Genomic DNA, 17,836 nt, shown 5'->3' with positions numbered 1-17,836 from the left:
TCAGTTCACCGGAAAGATATTTATTTTTGTTTGAGCGGGTGCCTGTAACTTGCCATCTATTTCAACAGCAAATACGAATCGCCGATCAGCCATCTGGCTGACCTCACGACTGTCACCTAAATAGAAGCCCTCGGTCTGCAGCTGCTCAAAGGTCAGCTCCTGTGGCAAGGTGATCTGCATGGCCGTTTTATCACCATTGGGGCCGATTCCATCCACCAGATCCAGCTTCATGTCGGTAAAACCGATGCCACCCGTGACTTCATTCATTACCAGCCAGTACAGGGTGTTATCACGGTAATCCGCATCCTCATTCTGGTAACTAAAACGCGTGCCTTGCTCAAATTCCATGTAACCACTGAGCGTTATACCGGCTTGACCATCCACCTGTTGCAACTCTTGCTCATCCAAAGGGGCCATATCTGCCCACATCTGTGGTGCATAACAAAGCATTGTCAGAAATATCCATTTCATCGCTATAAATCCTGTGTGGTGATGACCAAACGCTGTATTTCCAGACCGCGAATCTCAACGACATTCTGATTAGGAATATTGGGAATTTGGTTGTTAGGATTCGCTGCGTTGTAGAGATCGACTTGCTCGTTGTAGGTCACCGTTTTCGGCACAAACGCGCGGTGAATCACATCCGGTACGGTTTCGATGATGTTGCCATTGGCATCACGCAGGAAAATATCCTGGCGGCCTGTAATCACTTCTTCATCGTTTGGATCACCAAAAGACATGGACTCAATAAAGATATTGCCTTGCGGCGCCTGACCAACATCTTGTGGCAAGCCTGCGATTTCCAACCTAAGTTGGGTTTTTTCCACGCCTTCACGCACACCAGCAGCCCACTGGCCTCGCACAAACTGATCGTATTTGACGGTACTGATGGTGACTGGCTGATCAACACTGCCGAACGGTATGTACACATCCACGTTATTCAATGCCAGCGTACTGGCTAACGATTGATCCGCATCCGTCGTCAGGCGAATGGCATCGGCTTGCAGCCCTAATGACAGGGACAACGCCAGACCACGATCGGCATACACAGGCCCACCGTTGTTACTGTATGGGTTGCTGTTTAGGGTTTCCCCCTGATTGTCATGCCCCCACAAATAAAACTCGGTGCCGTACAAACGCGCACCGAAGACATCAACATAACTCAGAAAAGACTCATTGGCATCGTTGCGATCAGCCTCTGTTGTGAGCGAATCGATGCGCATATGTAAATCAAACTTGGATGCTGCATTGTCCAGGCGGTCTTGCTGAGCCAATTGCAGGCTGGCATAGCTGTCATCCATGGCGTATAGGTTGCCGAGATTGACGTTACTCTCATTGCCGTCAAAAAAGCCGACGGGCAGACCGTTGTAATATTTTTCCTGATCACCACGGCTCAAATTAATGGTGTTGTAGCGCACAATTTCATTTTCTACGCCCAGCTGGGTATCGCTGAAGTGATAGAAGCTGCGTTCCGTCTGTTGTAAGTCCGCTGCAGGAAAAGCGGTATAAAGGGCTGTTTGTTGACGATTCTGTCCGGCCAGAGGACCACTGCTAACAACATGCTGTTCGGTTAAGGTGCGGATATCCGCCACGACAAAAGGATCGGTGTAGCTGCCAAAATAACCGGCACCATTGACACTGCCCGGCTGTTCACCAGATTTATTAAAGCGCAGCTCACTAAAGACCAAATAGTCCGCCTGCAGCGGCGACTCGTCGGTTAAACGCAAGCGCAATTGAAAGTCATCCGGGCGGCCATAGTCACCTGAATAGAGCACTACGTCTTCAAACGTGGCACCGATGCCTTCACCGGTTACCTGACCCAGCGCCTCGTCATCCAATGACTGCATGGCAGTGACAGCAGGCGTAAAGAATAAAAGAACTAAACTTGATTTTTTCATCGCTTTAATCCTGCCATGCCCAACGGCGATCACCGGCTGTACATCCGCCACCACCACCATATTTCTGGAACTTATTGCTGAAGATAATGCTGCACACGGCTTCGCCGGCAACGTTAAACTCGTTGTAATTACCATCACGAGGGAAAGTGACATTCAGATTATTACTTCCACCGGAGCATGCGCTCAGCCGTGGATCGTTAGAGTCTCTGGAATCCTCAATCAACTCAAAGCAATAATTGCTGGCACCGGCTAGATAAGAGTCACGATGAATCAGGCGACGATTGTCTGGGTTCCAAGTCCATTGCGTATCACTGCGGGAACAATCTATAGTATCACTGCCATTTCTTAAGCAAGCATTGTCATTATCCTGGCGCAACTTACGCCACAGAGGCACTGCATTAAATCCAACGATTTTAGTCATTGGCTCAAACGCTGGCGTTTGGTTGCCAGTGATTTGTAACACCAGCTCAAACTCAGTGGTATCCAACACAAACGGCACCATCAAGGTTCCGCTCACCGTTGCATCCGCAGCATTGTTATACGCCACCGACCCCGATTGGTTACTCCACATGGCTGCGTTATCCGTTTGTGTTGCCACACCATCAAACCAGCTGCCATCAGCAGAGCCCTTGCGCCGCAATTGCCACTGGTAACTCAACGTGCCAGGTTCGACTCCGGTGCCAGAAGGTACGGTCACGCTCCAGCTAAACTGTCGCCGTGCTGGACTGTGGTCTTTATTAGTCACCAAATAGCTTGGTAAAGCCGGTGTGGCGCCAGGGCCGAATACCGTATCCTGGCCGCCCTCGCTCAAGGTAACGCTGACGTAGTCCTCCAATTTGGGCTCAACGACCATAATTTTCGTTAATATCGGTGTGCCTTTATTTGCCTGGCTGAGAGCACCCAGCCCGACCACTCGAGCAGGATTTGGCCCAGATAACTCAACCACGATCTTTGGCTGACCACTGTTATTGATGGTCGGTTTGGTTCTGATTTGCAGCAATTTTTCGTTGTCTACACCAGGTGCAAACTGCAACACACCACTGCTGCTAATCCCGGTGGCGGCAAAGTCGATGTAATCCTGAATGCTGCGGTTTGCTGGAATATCTTCCATTAACAGCTGATAGTTGACATCAAAATCGGTGTAGGTGTTTTCGCTGCGGACAATGCGCACAGTGGTTGCACGCCCTTCCGGCACACTCGCCAAATCCGACTCACTCGGATCCAGCTCCAGCAACGCCGGACTGGTCACATCAATCAAGGTAACCGCCGCCGCGGCCTGTGCGCCGATCACTTCAACCGTGGCTGGCTGCAAATTCAATTGCAGGCTTTCGTCATTTTCCTGAACGTTGTCGTTCGCCACATTGATGGTCAGCGTTTTAATCTCGTTAGCGGCCACCACAGGCGAGCTGGACGTAATCTCCGGCCAGCTGAGCGTAGTGGCAAACTGCGCGTCGCTGCCATCGGCGCTGCCGCTGTTATCCAACTCAATATTGACGCTGGCTGCAGGCGCATAAACACCGGTGTTGCTACGCTCAACTTCCACCTCACAGGTCAGTTCAGCCGAGGTTGGGCGCAGCTCCGATGGCACGGTACTGTCGGTATTGGGCTCCTTGCAGCTGTAACTGCCGGCCACAAAGTTAAATTCACCTGGTGCCCAGTCACGAATCGTCAGTGATGCGCTGTCTTGATCTGTTAGCAGCGGCTCCTTCCCAGACTCTGCCGTCAGGTTGGCCAGCTCCAACGTTAAAGTTCGATCGCTGTCATTGCTGGTGCGGTTCAGAATTTGAATATCCACACACTGGGATTCAGGAACACTACCGCCAGTTGTGAAACTGGCACTGCCGCTGCCCGCGTTAATACTCAGACCACTGCCCAACACCTGATAGTCCACTCCGGCAACCGCATTGCCGATGAGATTAAAATTCACCGTCACATTGCCGTCGCTGCCGGAGCGCCGCCAAATACACAGTTGCTGTGTACTTTGATCATTTTCATAGACCGGCGTGATGCGTGTAGTCTCGGCAGAGAAATTCCCGAACGGATTGGGAGTAACATCGGCCAACCGCAGTCGGTGGGTCGAAGGTTCTGCAACATCAGCCACCGTCGCATTAACCGGCAAACGAAATACCGCCGTTTCTGTTCCTTCTCGAATGGCATCGTCGGCGGTGGCCAGCGTGAGAGTAACGGATTTAGTACCGCGCTCTCCGGCTGCCCAATTGACCGTGGCGTCTCCGCTGCCGGCCGCATCAAACGCCACATCCGCATTGTTATTGCTGACATCACTGCTGCTGCCTAAAGTAGCGGTGCCTTCAGCGGCGACAAAACTGATCGTCGCCTGCAGCGGCGCTACGCTGCCACGACGACGTTCAACATTGAGTGTCACGCTGCCGCCATCTTCATTCGCCTGTTGCTGAGCAACGGTAAACAGAACTTCACCAGCAGGCGGCGGTGGCAACACGGCATCACGTTCAGCTGCGGATAACGCGCGGCGGAAAATCTGAATGTCATCAATCCAACCGACAAACGATTCAGAAGCACCAGGTACATTACCTATGTATAAATTGCCGTCGTTCGACAAAGCCGCGCCACTATAAGCTGCTTGCACGGCTTCCACACCATCGATAAACAGGCGAACACCCGTCTGGGTTTTCTGATAAATCACATTTACCCACTGGCGATCCAACAGCGGCTGAGGCGTATCAACCACCAGATTACTATCAAAACCGCCGTTACCCGAAGTATCGCGACTGCTGTTGGTGTGCAAAGTATGATTATTGGGGTATAGAAAAATACCAGGCTGGCGCTGCTGGGAACCATCGTCACCTTTTTGCAAAATACCGCGCCAGTTGCCGCTCACGTCCTGTTCGATACTCAGACGAAACGCCACCGTGTATTCGTCACTAGGAATCACCAAGCCAGCAGCATTATCAGTGGCAATGCCAGGCACCACCATGACATCGTTGCTGTTCAATACCAGCGACTGGTTTTCGACCGCGGGTAACGGATTAGCTTGGGTATTTAATGCATCGTGACCATTACCGGTAACATCGCGGCCAGGATCGGCGGAATCATCAAAGGTGTAGCGAGCAATCGCCGGTGCTTTTACTTGCACGCGGATATTTTTTACTGCCGTCGCCGCTTTTGCCGTACCCGCAGGAATATCCGTCGCAGTGATTCGGAACACCAGGATGGCATCCTGCTGCAGCAAGGTCGGTGCGGTATAACTGGCAGTGAGCGTGGCACTGGCACCGTTTTGAGCAAGGTTTTGTGTGCTAATGACCACATCAGAGTCGGCGACATTGGTAAAACGGCTATCCGATACCAATTCCCAGTCGGCGCTGGCAATGCCCTCACCTTCTTCGTCGGTCAGCGCTGCATGCAGCGTTTGGGCGCTTTGTTCGGACACCACCAGATTGGTCTGATTACTGTCGATTAAGGGAGGGAAATTCACCTCATCGCCATTGAGCCACCAATTGCCTTCCACCACCCGATCCTGTGCGTTAATCCACACTTGGCTCAAGTCAGCAATTTCCATCGCCAATTTCAACTTGGCATTTTCGACGGCATTGGTCGGCGTGGCGAAACGCCACTCGTTGCCCAATGCCTGACAAGCGCTAAAACCCGCCGTCCATGACAGCTGTGGCGCACCGGTCGCTGGCGCTAGGCGCCACTCATAACCATCGGTGCAAGCATAACCTCGGTCGGATGCGCTCACCGGAGTGTACTGGCATACGTCCATTTGCCAGGTCCCGCCATTGCTGGCGAGGCGGTCAAAGTAGCCACAATCTAAATTGTCATCAAACAGAGAATCGACAGACCAATCACTGTACACCTGATAACTGCGCCAGTTGCCCTCGGCTTCCTGGTCGCTGAAATTAATCCACACATCGCGTCCAGCGGCCACGGCCTGCAACGCTAATTGGCTTTGACTGGCAGACACGCTGCCAAACCCGGTGGGCAGATAAAATTCACTGCCGGGAAACTCTCGTTGGCACGCAGCAAAACCACGCGACCAAATGTCGGCCGTTTGTGTCACTTGCCAGCTGATGGCGCCATTATCCAGTGTGCGACATGCAAACGCGTGCTGCTGAATATCACACTTTTGCGCTTGCCACTCACCAGCGTTGCGCTGTAACAAGGCGCAGTCACGATTGCCGTCATTGCGCGGCTCATCACTGGCCCACCAGGTGTAGCGCTCACGGTTAGTAATCCACTGAGATTCCAGCGCGGTATCGGTCATGTTGACCCACACAGGCCCAGACATTTGTGCCTGCAGTTGCGCCAGTTCATCTGGGCTGCGCGGCACGGCAAATAATGCGCCCAGCTCTTCGTCACAACGACGGAATCCCTGACGCCAATCGTCATTGCCGTTATTGGTCAGCACTTGCCAACTGCCATCAAAGCAAGCAAAGCCTAAATTTTGTGCAGCGAGTTGGGCACTGGAGCAATCTGCATCTGTGATGGAAGCGTCGGTGTGCAATACCGAACAATCCGAGTTATTAAAATTACCAAACGCAGGCTTGGCCCAGCCAGTGGTGTCGATGCGGTTGTTAAACCAACGGTTATTGCTGCTGTTAACTTGCGCTAGGTAGCGCATATTTAGCCAAGTATTTTTCACTTGGGCATTGGTGCTGCGAATGGCCGCATCCAACGCCGCTTCTTCAACCGCAGTGACCGGTGCAGCAAAATAATACTCAGAGCCAAATTGCTGTTTGCACAAACGCTCACCACGCTCATACGACCAATAGTCTTCGCCCACTTGCGGCACAATTTGCAACTGACCATTGACCAGCTCCCCTTGGCTGATCGCAATACGCCAGCGGCTGCCATTAAAACAGGCATAATGCGCGGCATCCTGACTGCAACTGGCCAAACGCCAAGGGTTATTACCACTGGCAACACTGCTTTTATAGGCACAGCTTTGGGCAGGCTCTTGACCTGGGTAATCAGGGACGAGCCAATTACTAAAGGGAGAATTGGCGCGAAACTCGCCTTCGCTGCCGCCATCGGTGAGATTGAGCCAAACGCGGTCAATGGCCGAACCGCGCTTTTGCGCAGCCGTTAAACGTGCAAAATCGAGCTTAATCACTTCATCGGTGCTTTGCGGACTGGCAAATACAAAATCACCGCCAAACTCAACAAAGCACGCATGATGCCCTTCGGCAAAGCGACGAATAATGTTCTCAGATGTGGTGACCTTCCAGTCGCTGCCATCGGTACAAGCAAATGGGTAGGTCACATTGCCAGTGCAACTGCTGTCGCTCCATTGGCCGTCAGCGTCCTGATAAACACAGTCATCGCCAGGAGTCGCATCCGAGTCATTGCCAACACTAACGCCGCCATTGTCGGGTTGATTGGCCGCCCACACCGGAAAACCCGTTACTGGCGCGGCATTAATAACCCAATTGTCTTCATCTTGTTTATCTGAGGCATTAATCCATACAGCACTGCCACCGGCGGCAGCGATCACATCGGCAGCGGCGGTATTGTCATTCAAGGTGGCCGGTGCAGCAAAACGCCAGCCGTTACCCAATAATTCACAAGCTTGTGTGCCATCGCGGAAATCATCCAGCTGACCACTACCGGTTATTTGCCAGCTGTTGCCATTGCGACACAGGTACGCACGAGCCACAGCACCGCACACTTCATCCGACCAATCACCATTACTGGCCAAGGTGGCGCAGTTTTCTAATTCGCCGCCATCCGGCTCACCACCGGACCAAATGGGCACCTGCACCGCGCTGTTATTCCAAACCCAGGAGCCGCTTAAACGATTGCCATTAATCCAGTAATCGCCGCCAACGCCAGCAATACGCGCGTCATAGCGTAGCTTCTGTGCGTCCTCTAAGGTGCGTGACGCTTTAAATAAATACCCTTGGCCAAATTCACTGTCACACAGCGCCTGCCCGGCAGCAAAGTCGCTTAATGACGTCGCTGCAGTGGTGAAATACCATTGGCTACCAGAAGAGCATGCCACCGGCTTGCTATCACTGCAGTTGGCAGTTGTCCAACGGCCACTGTTGGCGGAAACTGCAACACAGGCCTGACTGCCGGGCTGATTGACATCCCAGATATTTATTTGTTGGTTGAGTTTCCATACCCCTTCCGTGGTGCTATCACTGGCATTAATGAATACCTGCCCGCTGGTCATCTGACCTTTTAGGTCCGCTTGTTGGCTCAGAGTAACGGGGGCAAAGAACTGAAAACGCCCACCAAATTGAGCCTCACAGGCATCGGATAAATTGCGTGCACTCGAAAAGGCCACGGCATTGCCAATCTGCCAACGACCATTAACGCCATCAAAGGCGTCAAAACAAGCGATAGGCTGAGCGGTATTACAACTGACATCTTGCCAGCCACCACTCTGTGTTTGCACCGCACAGTTTTCGTTACCACTGCCATTAGGCTCATTGCTGTTCCAAAACGGTGCCAGTACATCCATACCAACATTAAAAACAAAGGTACTTTCAAATTTAGTGTCGTTGCCGTTAATCCAAATATTGCCAGAAATACCCTGCGCAATAGCGGCCAGTGCCTGTGATTGATCAAAAGAGACGGGAGCGGCAAACAGGTAGTCACCAGCAATGCCATTACTATTGGCAATCTGCGCGCAAGCAGCATGGCCTGCTTGAACATTAAAACTCTCCTGACCTTCGTTAGTAGAGTCGGAGCCTAACGACGTAGCAGAGGTTGATACTTTCCAATCGCTGCCGTTGTAGCAAGCAACTCTTTTAGACTGGTTGCACTGAGTGTCATCCCACAACCCAGAGCTCACTCCAGAGGTATACATCTGCACACAATCTGCATCATCCCGACGGCCGATAAATATTGAATCAGGGTCCTCATATCCATTGGGTTCGGCCTCTGCAAAATAGGTATTCACAGAGTTATTCGATGTTTGCGCCTGCGCTTGGCTCAGCGAAGGAGAACCATTTGGATAACTTTTCCAAGGGCCGTCTTTGAATTTGGCTTCACCATTATTGTCATATATAACGTCGTACCAGACGCTGAAGTTGAGATCCCCACCTGCAGAGCCAGGCTTGCTGTAATCAATATTCCACTGCCATAGGCCAGTATCTTGTTGGTATTTTAAATTCAGCCATATCGGCTCCGCTTGTGCCGTGACTAAGGTGTTGACCAGGGCCAGTTCGGCGTCCGTTTCTGGCGCTGCGATGCGGTAACTTTCGCCAAACTGGCGCACACAGGCTGGAATGGCGGTGTTGCTAAATTGATGTGTGCTGTTGGACAACTGCCAGTTATTGCCGTCTGTACACAAGCTGCGGGCGCGGCTATCGCAATCTGCGCTTTGCCACAAACCATCCGCAGAACGTGCCACCGCACATTGCCCAACGGCTACGTCCGGCTGGCCTGGAGCCCAGGGAATAGGTCCGGAGCCTTGCCAATCGGCCACACTGTTAGCGGCCCACAATATCAGCGAAAACGTAAATAAAGTCTGACGCATCATGCTGTCCAATAGTCCTTACTGCAACGGCTGAACCCGCAGATAACTGCCGGGCTGCATACTTAAATTATTAATCACCACACGACCGGTTTGCCCTTGATAATTGGCACCGGTTCCCAGTTGAATGCTATTCACACTGGCGTCCAGACTGGCGTCGACAATACCGATGTGCAGGCCTTTTTCGGTTTGATCTACGGTTTGTGATAACGATACGTTTTGCATCACGACTTCAGCGGTCAGCGCTGGAGCAGAGCTATTAAAAGGATCGTCAATTGGCGAGTCTTTAATGGTCAAATCAAAGCTGGTTTTGCCCGACAAGTTGCTGTCCAGGCGCAAACCCTGGCTGCCCTGGCCGCCGAGGGTGTATAAACCCACCTCTAAGCTGCCGCCATTAAAATTCAGGTTTTCGATGCCATAAGCGCCCATGCTGACAGACTCATCACTGCCATCACCATTACTGAGTGTCAGAGCACCGACGACAAAATCCACATCGCTGACGCCATCAATCACACCCTCAAGCCCAGTGGCAAAACCATTGTTGAGAAAGTCCAGCTGATAATTAATGTCGCCATTAGTATTGATGGCGGCATTGCGAAAGTTGATGCGCTGATCCCCGGTACGATAAAACGCTGTGCCTATGGTGACGTTACTGGCAATGGACCCGCGTATTCCCTCTGCGCCTGCGGCATCGTTTGCTTGGATGGTCATATAGCCACTGACCACATCAATATCGCCGTAGCCAACATCACCAAAATCGTTGCTGCCAAACAGGTTATCGCCATTGGCGTTGCGCAAAGTGATGTTATTGATTTCAAAGCTGCCTTGCGTTTCACCAAATTCCAGTTTGACGCCGTCTAGGCCGCCACTGAGGAACACCTCGCTAACAAAGGCGCTGTTGCCACTGGCGGGTTTAAATAAAACGTCGGAGGTGAAGGTTACGCCGTCTTCACTAAAGGCAAAGCCCAGACCGCTGCCATCCTCCATCACTGTGCGATAACGAATTCGCGCACCGTCGGTTTCATTTAACACGGTGGTTTCAATAAAACTGTTGCCAGCAAAATTCCAATCGTTAATCGCTACCGACTCGAACAGCGCGCGCCCACCCATCACGACTTTACCGGTTTGCAATGTCAGGAAGTCCATGTCGCTGGTACGAATAATCAGATCGCCATTGGCGGAGACATCCAGCGTGGTGACAAAGCTGTCTCCCACCCGACCGCCGTTGCCATCGTCTTGCGTGGCGCGTACCAGAATATTTTCCAGCGCCAGGTATTCGTCCTGACCATCGCCAGTGCGGTCGGCTTCGGTAAAGCGAAATTCCGCAGCGGTTAATACGTCGCCCTGTGCGTGGTTAATGGTGGTCTCGACCGTCAATCCGGATTGGCCGGTGACCTGCGCCATAGACAGCTCCGATAACGGCTGCAGCGCGACACTGGGCATAGCCAACACAGCGAGGGGAATGAAACACGTCCAAGTTGTCATATCAGTGCCCCTCGATCTGCAAGAAAGAGTTTTGCGACAAATGAATTTGCGCATCCAATGTGCCCAAGCCCACGGGTGACGATGCTCCGACTCGATCGCTGCGTTGCAACACCATGTTACTCATGCGCAGGTTGCCGCTAATGCCATCCGTTGTGGTATTACGATCAAAATCGAGCACCAGGCCGCGTTCACCATCCACATTGACTCGCAGCCCATTGACGTCGAGGTGACTGAGCAGCGCGACATCTGCGCTGAATTCGTGAGTTTCGGCATTGGGGTAATTGTCGCCCACAGCGCCGGCGATATAGACCAATTGCAGTGCCGTTCCTTGCGGCAAGCGGCTATCTAATTCGATGCCAATATCATTGGCCGCTTCGGCATTTTTAATCAGCCAGTAGCCGCCGTCGGGAATAGAGATGTTGCGAAATGCCAACGAATTTAAGACGTCGTCGCCCAAGCGAGCGTTGTAAATATTAAAATTACCGTTCGATACCTGCGGCACACCGATGCGCAGCCCGTCTTGCTCCAAATCGAAGGTCATATCGCTCAGTTGCAAACCACCGCCGTTGGCATCACGTGGGTCGGAGAAACTCAGCGTATTGGTCAGGCGAGCGCCATCGTCCTCGTAATAGGCATCAAAACTCATAGAAGCCGGTATCAGCACATCGAGAGTAAAACCACTGCCGACATCACCGCCAGCGTACATACGAGTGACCAAGGCATCGCCGTTGGCGATGGCAAAATTACCCTGGCCAACGCCACCTAATGAGTCGCCATTGATCGCCAACGACCCCACGCGCAACTCAACCGGCAAATCGCGATTGGTAAAAACCACCGCTTTTTTGCCATTCACCTGTTTGACTTCGATATCGATTTCTATCGGACGATTGGTGGGGGTAAACAGTCGCACGGGAGACAGCGACAACGAGCCCACGCTGCCGTTCGCACCAACGCCGTCGTCGTCGATGTAGCTGATGCTATCGATGCGGGCGTCGTACTCACTGGTCAAACGCAATCCCTGCGCTTGCCCTGTTACCAACGCCAATTGCTGATCGGCCATAGGCTTGAGTGCAAACACCGGTGTCGCCAGGCAAACGCCCAGCAGACTGCTGAGAAGGCGTGCGGGCATGGTGGAATCCCTGATTATTGTTGTTATTTTTGCTGATACGCCCGTGCAACATATCAGGATCGGTACACCAGTTCTACTTACCTACCCGGCGTAGCCACGCCGCAAATCAGGCCAAGCGCGCATTATTTGCCGCTGACCTCTCTGTAGCCCTTACCACCATTGGCCTACAGAACTTTGTAAAGATGTACCGAATACGCCTTATAAAGTTACATGGAGTTACAAAAGACAGTATGGTAGATGCCCATAACAACAATAACTTGGGTGTTTTTATGAGGCCGATGCCCTTTTTACTGCTTTCTACCGTCTTACTGAGCCTGGGTGCGTGCGGGGGCAACAGCTCCGGCACTGGTCAATCCAGCCCATCACAGCCTGAACCTTCACAACCGGGTGACGGTAACGGTTCAGATAACGGTTCCGACGGTGGCAGCCCAGGTAGTGGCAGCCCGGATAGCGGCGGCTCTGATGGGGGGAGCCGGACAACTCACCGAGCCCGCAACCAGACAACGGCCAAGCCAGCTGTGAATTTCCCCAACTGCCAACGCTAGCGGCAACACCGTTGCTGGCAGAAGCCGGCTCAGTTGACAGTTATTCTCTGGATGATTATTCGGAGCAAAGCGGTGAATCCGCTGCCGGAGTTTGGCTTGCCGTACACCGCGTCGATGCCATCACCGACTTGGGCGCACGCGGGCGTGAAGTGTCGCAGGTGTGGCACAGCAGTACGCTGCAAGTACGCGAGCATAACGGCGGCTATCAAATCGCCCGCTGTGATGTAGAAGGCGGCTGGCACGACTGGACCAGCACCCAAGACGCGATTGCATTACCGCTGTTTTTTGGTGCTGGGCAACACCCCAAGTTTCGCTACCACAGCAATAGCCGTTTTGATGGCATAACCCTTGACGATTTAACCGCCGACGAAGGTCCGCAGCGCCGGCCAGTGCATTTTGCCAATCAGCACAGCCAAATGATTCGAATAGCATCAGCGCGGCCTAGCCTAGGGCAAGTCGAGCAGCAGATAAATCAGCTCAGCCTGAATCAGCCGGTGCAGTGTTTTACTCGCCGAATGGAGCGACGGCTGCAGCAAGGATGCGGGCAAGCCGCCCAGGTAGATTTGCATTCGATCTCGCTGATAGCGACGGGCGAACAAGGCTCAAGCACCCTCGCCGTGTCCTTGTTAGACGAGCAATATGCGGTGGTCAGCACCATCAACAGCGAGGGAGACAGTCGCAATGGCCTGACGGCCAGCCAGCCAGACATCATCCGCACCACCGTGAGCCCACTGCAAGCGCAGCTGACCACCCAGTTTGAAGGTACGAATGTGAATCAGGGGCAAAGCAGCGTCAGCATGACGCTGAACATCGATGTGCCGCTATAGGCGGCTAGTTACGGCGACGGCAGTCTGTTTTGCATGCAAAACGCGGGAATAGCGCTGTAAAAAGTGCAGTAAACAGTACAATAAAAAGAGAGGATAAGCCGGGAATGTGTGGATTCCCGGCCTACTATTGCCAGCTAAAAAGCCTTAGCCCTGCGACAACAGCTCGCGCAAGTCCAAAATAGCCGCGTTAGCGCGTGAAATATATGACGCCATCACCAACGAATGGTTAGCAAACACACCAAAACCGCTGCCGTTTAAAATCATCGGTGACCACATTGGCTCTTGCGTTGCTTCCAGTTCGCGAATGATTTGTCGCAAACTCACCAGCGCGTTTTTCTTTTCCAACACGTCGCGGAAGTCCACCTCAATCGCGCGTAAAATATGCGCCAGCGCCCATGCTGTGCCGCGCGCTTCGTAGAATACGTCGTCGATTTCAGTCCATGGCGTTTTGACTTCTTGCTCATCTGCTGTCGGCGTGGATTGAGTCGCCGCCGGGTCACCGGCTAAGTCAGTGTTAATTTGGCGTTTGCCAATGGAAGCGCTCAGACGCTGCGACAAGCTGCCAAGGCGGGTTTCCACATCAAATAGCCACTGCCGCAGGTTGTCGGCACGGGCGTAGAACTGCGCATCGCTGGTGTCTTCATCGGATAAACGCTCCAAGTAGCGCTCCAAAGCCTCTAGGCCACGGCGATACTCACTTTCTGACGATGGAATCGCCCAGCTGCGTGCATCAAAGTGCAACTGTGGCTCAGCAATAGACAGGTCTTTGTCTTCCGTTGATTGGCTTTGCGAACGACTGAAGTCCTTGCGCAATGCACGAGAAAAGTCGCGCACTTGTACCAATACGCCAAATTCCCAGCGTGGAATATTGTCCAGCCAAACACCAGGAGGAAATAAGTCGTTATTGAGATAACCGCCGGGTTTATGCAGCAAGGTGTCGGTTATCTTCATCAAGGTTGCGGTGGTGGTAAAACCCACCACGGGCTCAACCCCAAGTTCATCAGCACGGTTTTGTGCTTCTGCCTTCACCGAGAAAAACTCAGGCTCTTGGCTCCAGTAGATGCCAACCACAACAGCGCCCAGCAAATAAATGCCGACCAAGGTGAGAAGGCCACCACGCATCAGGCCACCGTCGGCCCACCAGTCTCGCAAACGTTCTTTACCGTCTGCCATACGATCCTTTAATCCACTCATAGATAGTTGCTTCCCCAAAAACATCGGTTGTGGTTGCTCAGCTGCCAAGCCTAATCGCCCAATGGACGAGTCACAAGAGCTATAACCCTCAGCTAGCGCTGATATACTGGCGCCTTTGCACCCAAACAGCAGCTCATTATGGCCCTGTCTCCTCAGCAACTGACGCATCGCTACCAGCGTATTCTCGAATCCATGTCCGAAGGTGTCTATGGCCTGGATGCCAACGGCCACGCCACCTTCGTCAATCCTGCCGCCGAGCGCCTCACCGGCTGGAGCCAGGAAGAAATCCAAGGCCAGAGTATTCATCAGTTTCATCATCACAGCCATGCCGACGGCAGCCACTACCCGCACGAAGACTGCCCGATTTATCAAACCCTGATTACCGGCGACAGCGCCCACCGCGATAACGAAGTATTCTGGCGTAAAGATGGCAACTGTTTTGCGGTGGAATACTCCAGCACCGCCATCATCGAAGACGGCGAAATCACCGGTGCCGTGGTGGTGTTTAAAGACATCACCGAACGCCTGCAGCAACAGCGGTCCCTGCAAGCTGCGTTGCAACAGGTGCAACAGTTAAAACAACACCTGCAGTCAGAAAATCGCTACTTGCAAGAAGAGCTGCAGCAGCAAAAAACCAGTACCGAACTGCTGGGGCAAAGCGAACCCATGCACCAGTTGGAAGAGGCCATTCGCCAGGTGGCGCCAACGCCGAGCTGCGTATTGATTCAAGGTGAAAGCGGTACCGGTAAGGAGCTGGTCGCCGAAGCGGTCCACCGCCTGAGTCAACGCAGCCAACGCACACTGGTAAAGGTCAACTGCGGCGCGTTAAGTGACACCTTGTTAGAAAGTGAATTGTTTGGCCACGAACGCGGTGCCTTTACCGGTGCTCACCAACGTCGCGCTGGACGCTTTGAGCAAGCCGACGGCGGTACCCTATTCCTCGACGAAGTGGGCGAACTGTCTGCCGCAGCGCAGGTAAAACTACTGCGCGTATTGCAAAACGGTGAGCTGCAACGTCTCGGCAGTGAAAGCACGTTAAAAGTGGATGTGCGCGTTATCGCTGCCACCCACCGAGACCTCACTGCCATGGTGCGCGACGGTCTATTTCGGGCAGACCTGTATTTTCGCCTTAACGTCTTTCCGTTGCAGGTAGCCCCGCTACGTGAGCGCCGCAGCGATATTCCGTTGTTAATTCAACATTATTTACAACGCTTGGCACGCCGACTAAACAAACCCATGCCCACCCTGACCCCAGCACAACTGCGCCAGCTGATGCACTATCACTGGCCAGGCAATGTTCGTGAACTGGTCAACGTGCTGGAACATGCATTGATCTTGGGGCAACACGAATTACGTTTGCCCGCGTTGAGTAGCGACATCAGCCCAGAGCAAACCAGCGCTCGACCGTTGTCAATGATGGACGCGGAGCGACGACATATTTTGCATGCATTGGATTACTGCCAAGGCGTGGTGGGTGGTAAACAGGGTGCGGCAGCGTTGCTGGAGTTACCGGAGTCGACGTTACGGTCACGGATGAAAAAATTAGGGATACGATAAATAGCTGCCGGTGGCGTGTTTTTCTGCGTGCAAGCGCTAGGGCTTAATGGTTGATTCGCAGAGTTTTAAAACCAGGATTATGCCCTGATTGAGGCATCTCTCACCCCGAGTGGGCCCCTGTTTTGCACCGAGTGGGCCCCTACTTTGCGCAGTACTCGCCCTATGACCTGTGCCGAGGTCTATCTTAATTTGGCCAAAGCTTAGGCTATGAACTTTTTCTTTTACACCAAGCCCTATGCCCTCCTTGAGGGATCTTATCCCTCACGCCGGGCAGGCGAACTCCCTGCTTTGCGCTGCGCAGGCCGTATTTCCTTCGTTGCCAATGCTGTGGTCGCCGCAACGCCAACAGCCTGCATCCCGGCAGGATGTTGGCTGGTGCTGCCGTCCGGGCAGCCCCTGCGGGCACAGATATTGCCAACTCCGGCAGCCTGCTAGGGCGCGGAAAACCTGGTCGCAATAGCGAGTTTAAAACTTGAAATTAGCATCCCGCTATCACTGCCTATCAACTTGCTGGCGTTTCTATGGAGTGATAACTTGTGGGTTAAATATATCAGTCGGTTTACCTCTAGGAAGATGGAGCTTTGAAGTTAATGCGAAGTTTGGCATTCGCGCCAACTTAGAAAGAAACACCAGAGAAAAGAGCACCTGGTATCACCTCAAAAGCTTGTGATGGATTATTAGACTTACTGCACCCGAGTTAACAAACAGACGTAACAACACTATACAAGAAGAATGTAAATTGAAGAATCTACTCACGCTAATCCTATCAATTTTTTTCTTTTTCTGTTGCCAATAGCGTAGAAGTTAGCCCTGACCAAACCAGTAGACCAAAATACAGGCTGTACTTTTCGATTACAGATATTGATTCTGGCCCTGCGGAGTTAGAAGAAAACCTACCTATCAAAGGCATGATATTCAAGAAGCTTAGCCATAAAGATGGATCCGAATACTATTTAGCTGCATTAAAAGAACCAATCTTAAGCAATGGACGTAAAATCACATATATCATAATTGGTGCACGCTTCTTAGGGCAGCATATCGGCCCAAAGATGAACAACCTCCCTATCAACATAGCTTATGTAGTTGACAGCTCGCTTCTTGATCAACAGGACATGGACTTTAATAAAGGAGAGTTTGTTGCTATTGGTTTTGCAACAGACACTTCTACTGGCCAACTTCAGTATTCTGAGTAGCTAAAAACAGATCATGATGACTTCACGCCTACACCTTGAGACTTAAGTAAATCAATGAAAAAATTATTTTATGCAGTTGCAGTGTTTGGGATCGCGATACTAGTCATGTCATGGAGTAGTTACAGACTAATGAGCGGCTACCGCCTACAGGGATTTTATGGCCATCATGGATGGATATTTTATGGTTACACCAATCCGGTTATTACTAAAGAAGTGATGGGAGTCCAAGGGTGCGCCAAAGGCTACCTATACGGATGGACTGCAGGGGGTGACGATTTGGGAAATTTTTTATTGAATACCTCTTCCAAATCGGTGGAATGGATGCAGTATCGCGAGCTGAACAACACGGTAAAAAGGTTAGGGTGCTCAGCTCTAGACCTAAATAAGCAAATTAACTTGGCGAGTTTCCGCATGGGGTATGCATTTTTGCCGGACTAAACGGCAATCCCCAGGAAAGAGGGTATTTTCGACCAGAAAGCCTGTGAATGCTCTTCGCCTCGAATTTTTCAGGTACAGCCGCCCATCCGAGCAACTAAACTCTCGCTTTCG

The 17,836-nt window shown here is 52.2% G+C and carries 9 protein-coding genes; 3 read left to right on the top strand and 6 right to left on the bottom strand.

From position 1 onward, the window contains the following. The 5 genes from CHH28_RS10970 to CHH28_RS10950 are packed head-to-tail and all read right to left on the bottom strand — an operon-like array spanning position 1 to position 11,971. Positions 1 to 450 (bottom strand): DUF6160 family protein, encoded by a 450-nt coding sequence (locus CHH28_RS10970; protein WP_332881241.1) that lies wholly within the window; start codon positions 448 to 450, stop codon positions 1 to 3. A gap of 23 nt (positions 451 to 473) precedes the next feature. Next, positions 474 to 1,898: a hypothetical protein gene (locus tag CHH28_RS10965; RefSeq protein WP_157729884.1), complete on the bottom strand. Its 1,425-nt coding sequence runs from the start codon at positions 1,896 to 1,898 to the stop codon at positions 474 to 476. Positions 1,899 to 1,902: 4 nt separating this feature from the next. After that, positions 1,903 to 9,363 (bottom strand): lectin-like protein, encoded by a 7,461-nt coding sequence (locus CHH28_RS10960; RefSeq protein WP_094060346.1) that lies wholly within the window; start codon positions 9,361 to 9,363, stop codon positions 1,903 to 1,905. A gap of 15 nt (positions 9,364 to 9,378) precedes the next feature. After that, positions 9,379 to 10,842 carry a hypothetical protein gene (locus tag CHH28_RS10955; RefSeq protein WP_157729883.1) on the bottom strand — a complete coding sequence of 488 codons (1,464 nt, stop codon included), beginning with the start codon at positions 10,840 to 10,842 and terminating at the stop codon, positions 9,379 to 9,381. 1 nt (position 10,843) lies between these two features. After that, the gene (locus CHH28_RS10950) at positions 10,844 to 11,971 is read right to left on the bottom strand and encodes a DUF6160 family protein (RefSeq protein ID WP_094060344.1); all 1,128 of its coding nucleotides are present in this window, start codon (positions 11,969 to 11,971) and stop codon (positions 10,844 to 10,846) included. Between the two features lie 556 nt (positions 11,972 to 12,527). Between CHH28_RS10950 and CHH28_RS10945 the strand changes: the two genes are divergently transcribed. Continuing rightward, positions 12,528 to 13,343, top strand: a complete 816-nt coding sequence (locus tag CHH28_RS10945) for a hypothetical protein (protein WP_094060343.1) — start codon at positions 12,528 to 12,530, stop codon at positions 13,341 to 13,343. A gap of 144 nt (positions 13,344 to 13,487) precedes the next feature. On the opposite strand, the gene CHH28_RS10940 is transcribed toward CHH28_RS10945, so the two are convergent. Beyond that, positions 13,488 to 14,537 carry a DUF2333 family protein gene (locus CHH28_RS10940; protein ID WP_094060342.1) on the bottom strand — a complete coding sequence of 350 codons (1,050 nt, stop codon included), beginning with the start codon at positions 14,535 to 14,537 and terminating at the stop codon, positions 13,488 to 13,490. 138 nt (positions 14,538 to 14,675) lie between these two features. On the opposite strand from CHH28_RS10940, the gene CHH28_RS10935 reads away from it, so the two are divergent. Beyond that, on the top strand, positions 14,676 to 16,094 hold the full coding sequence (locus CHH28_RS10935) for a sigma-54 interaction domain-containing protein (protein ID WP_094060341.1): 1,419 nt from the start codon (positions 14,676 to 14,678) through the stop codon (positions 16,092 to 16,094). A 1,247-nt stretch (positions 16,095 to 17,341) separates the two neighbouring features. Next, positions 17,342 to 17,725 (top strand): hypothetical protein, encoded by a 384-nt coding sequence (locus CHH28_RS10925; RefSeq protein WP_094060339.1) that lies wholly within the window; start codon positions 17,342 to 17,344, stop codon positions 17,723 to 17,725. The last annotated feature ends 111 nt before the right edge of the window (positions 17,726 to 17,836 follow it).

The organism is Bacterioplanes sanyensis (assembly GCF_002237535.1).
Taxonomy (GTDB): Bacteria; Pseudomonadota; Gammaproteobacteria; order Pseudomonadales; family Oceanobacteraceae; genus Bacterioplanes; species Bacterioplanes sanyensis_A.
The sequence above is the reverse complement of the archived record's forward strand: the minus strand, read 5'-3'. Positions and strand labels throughout refer to the sequence as shown.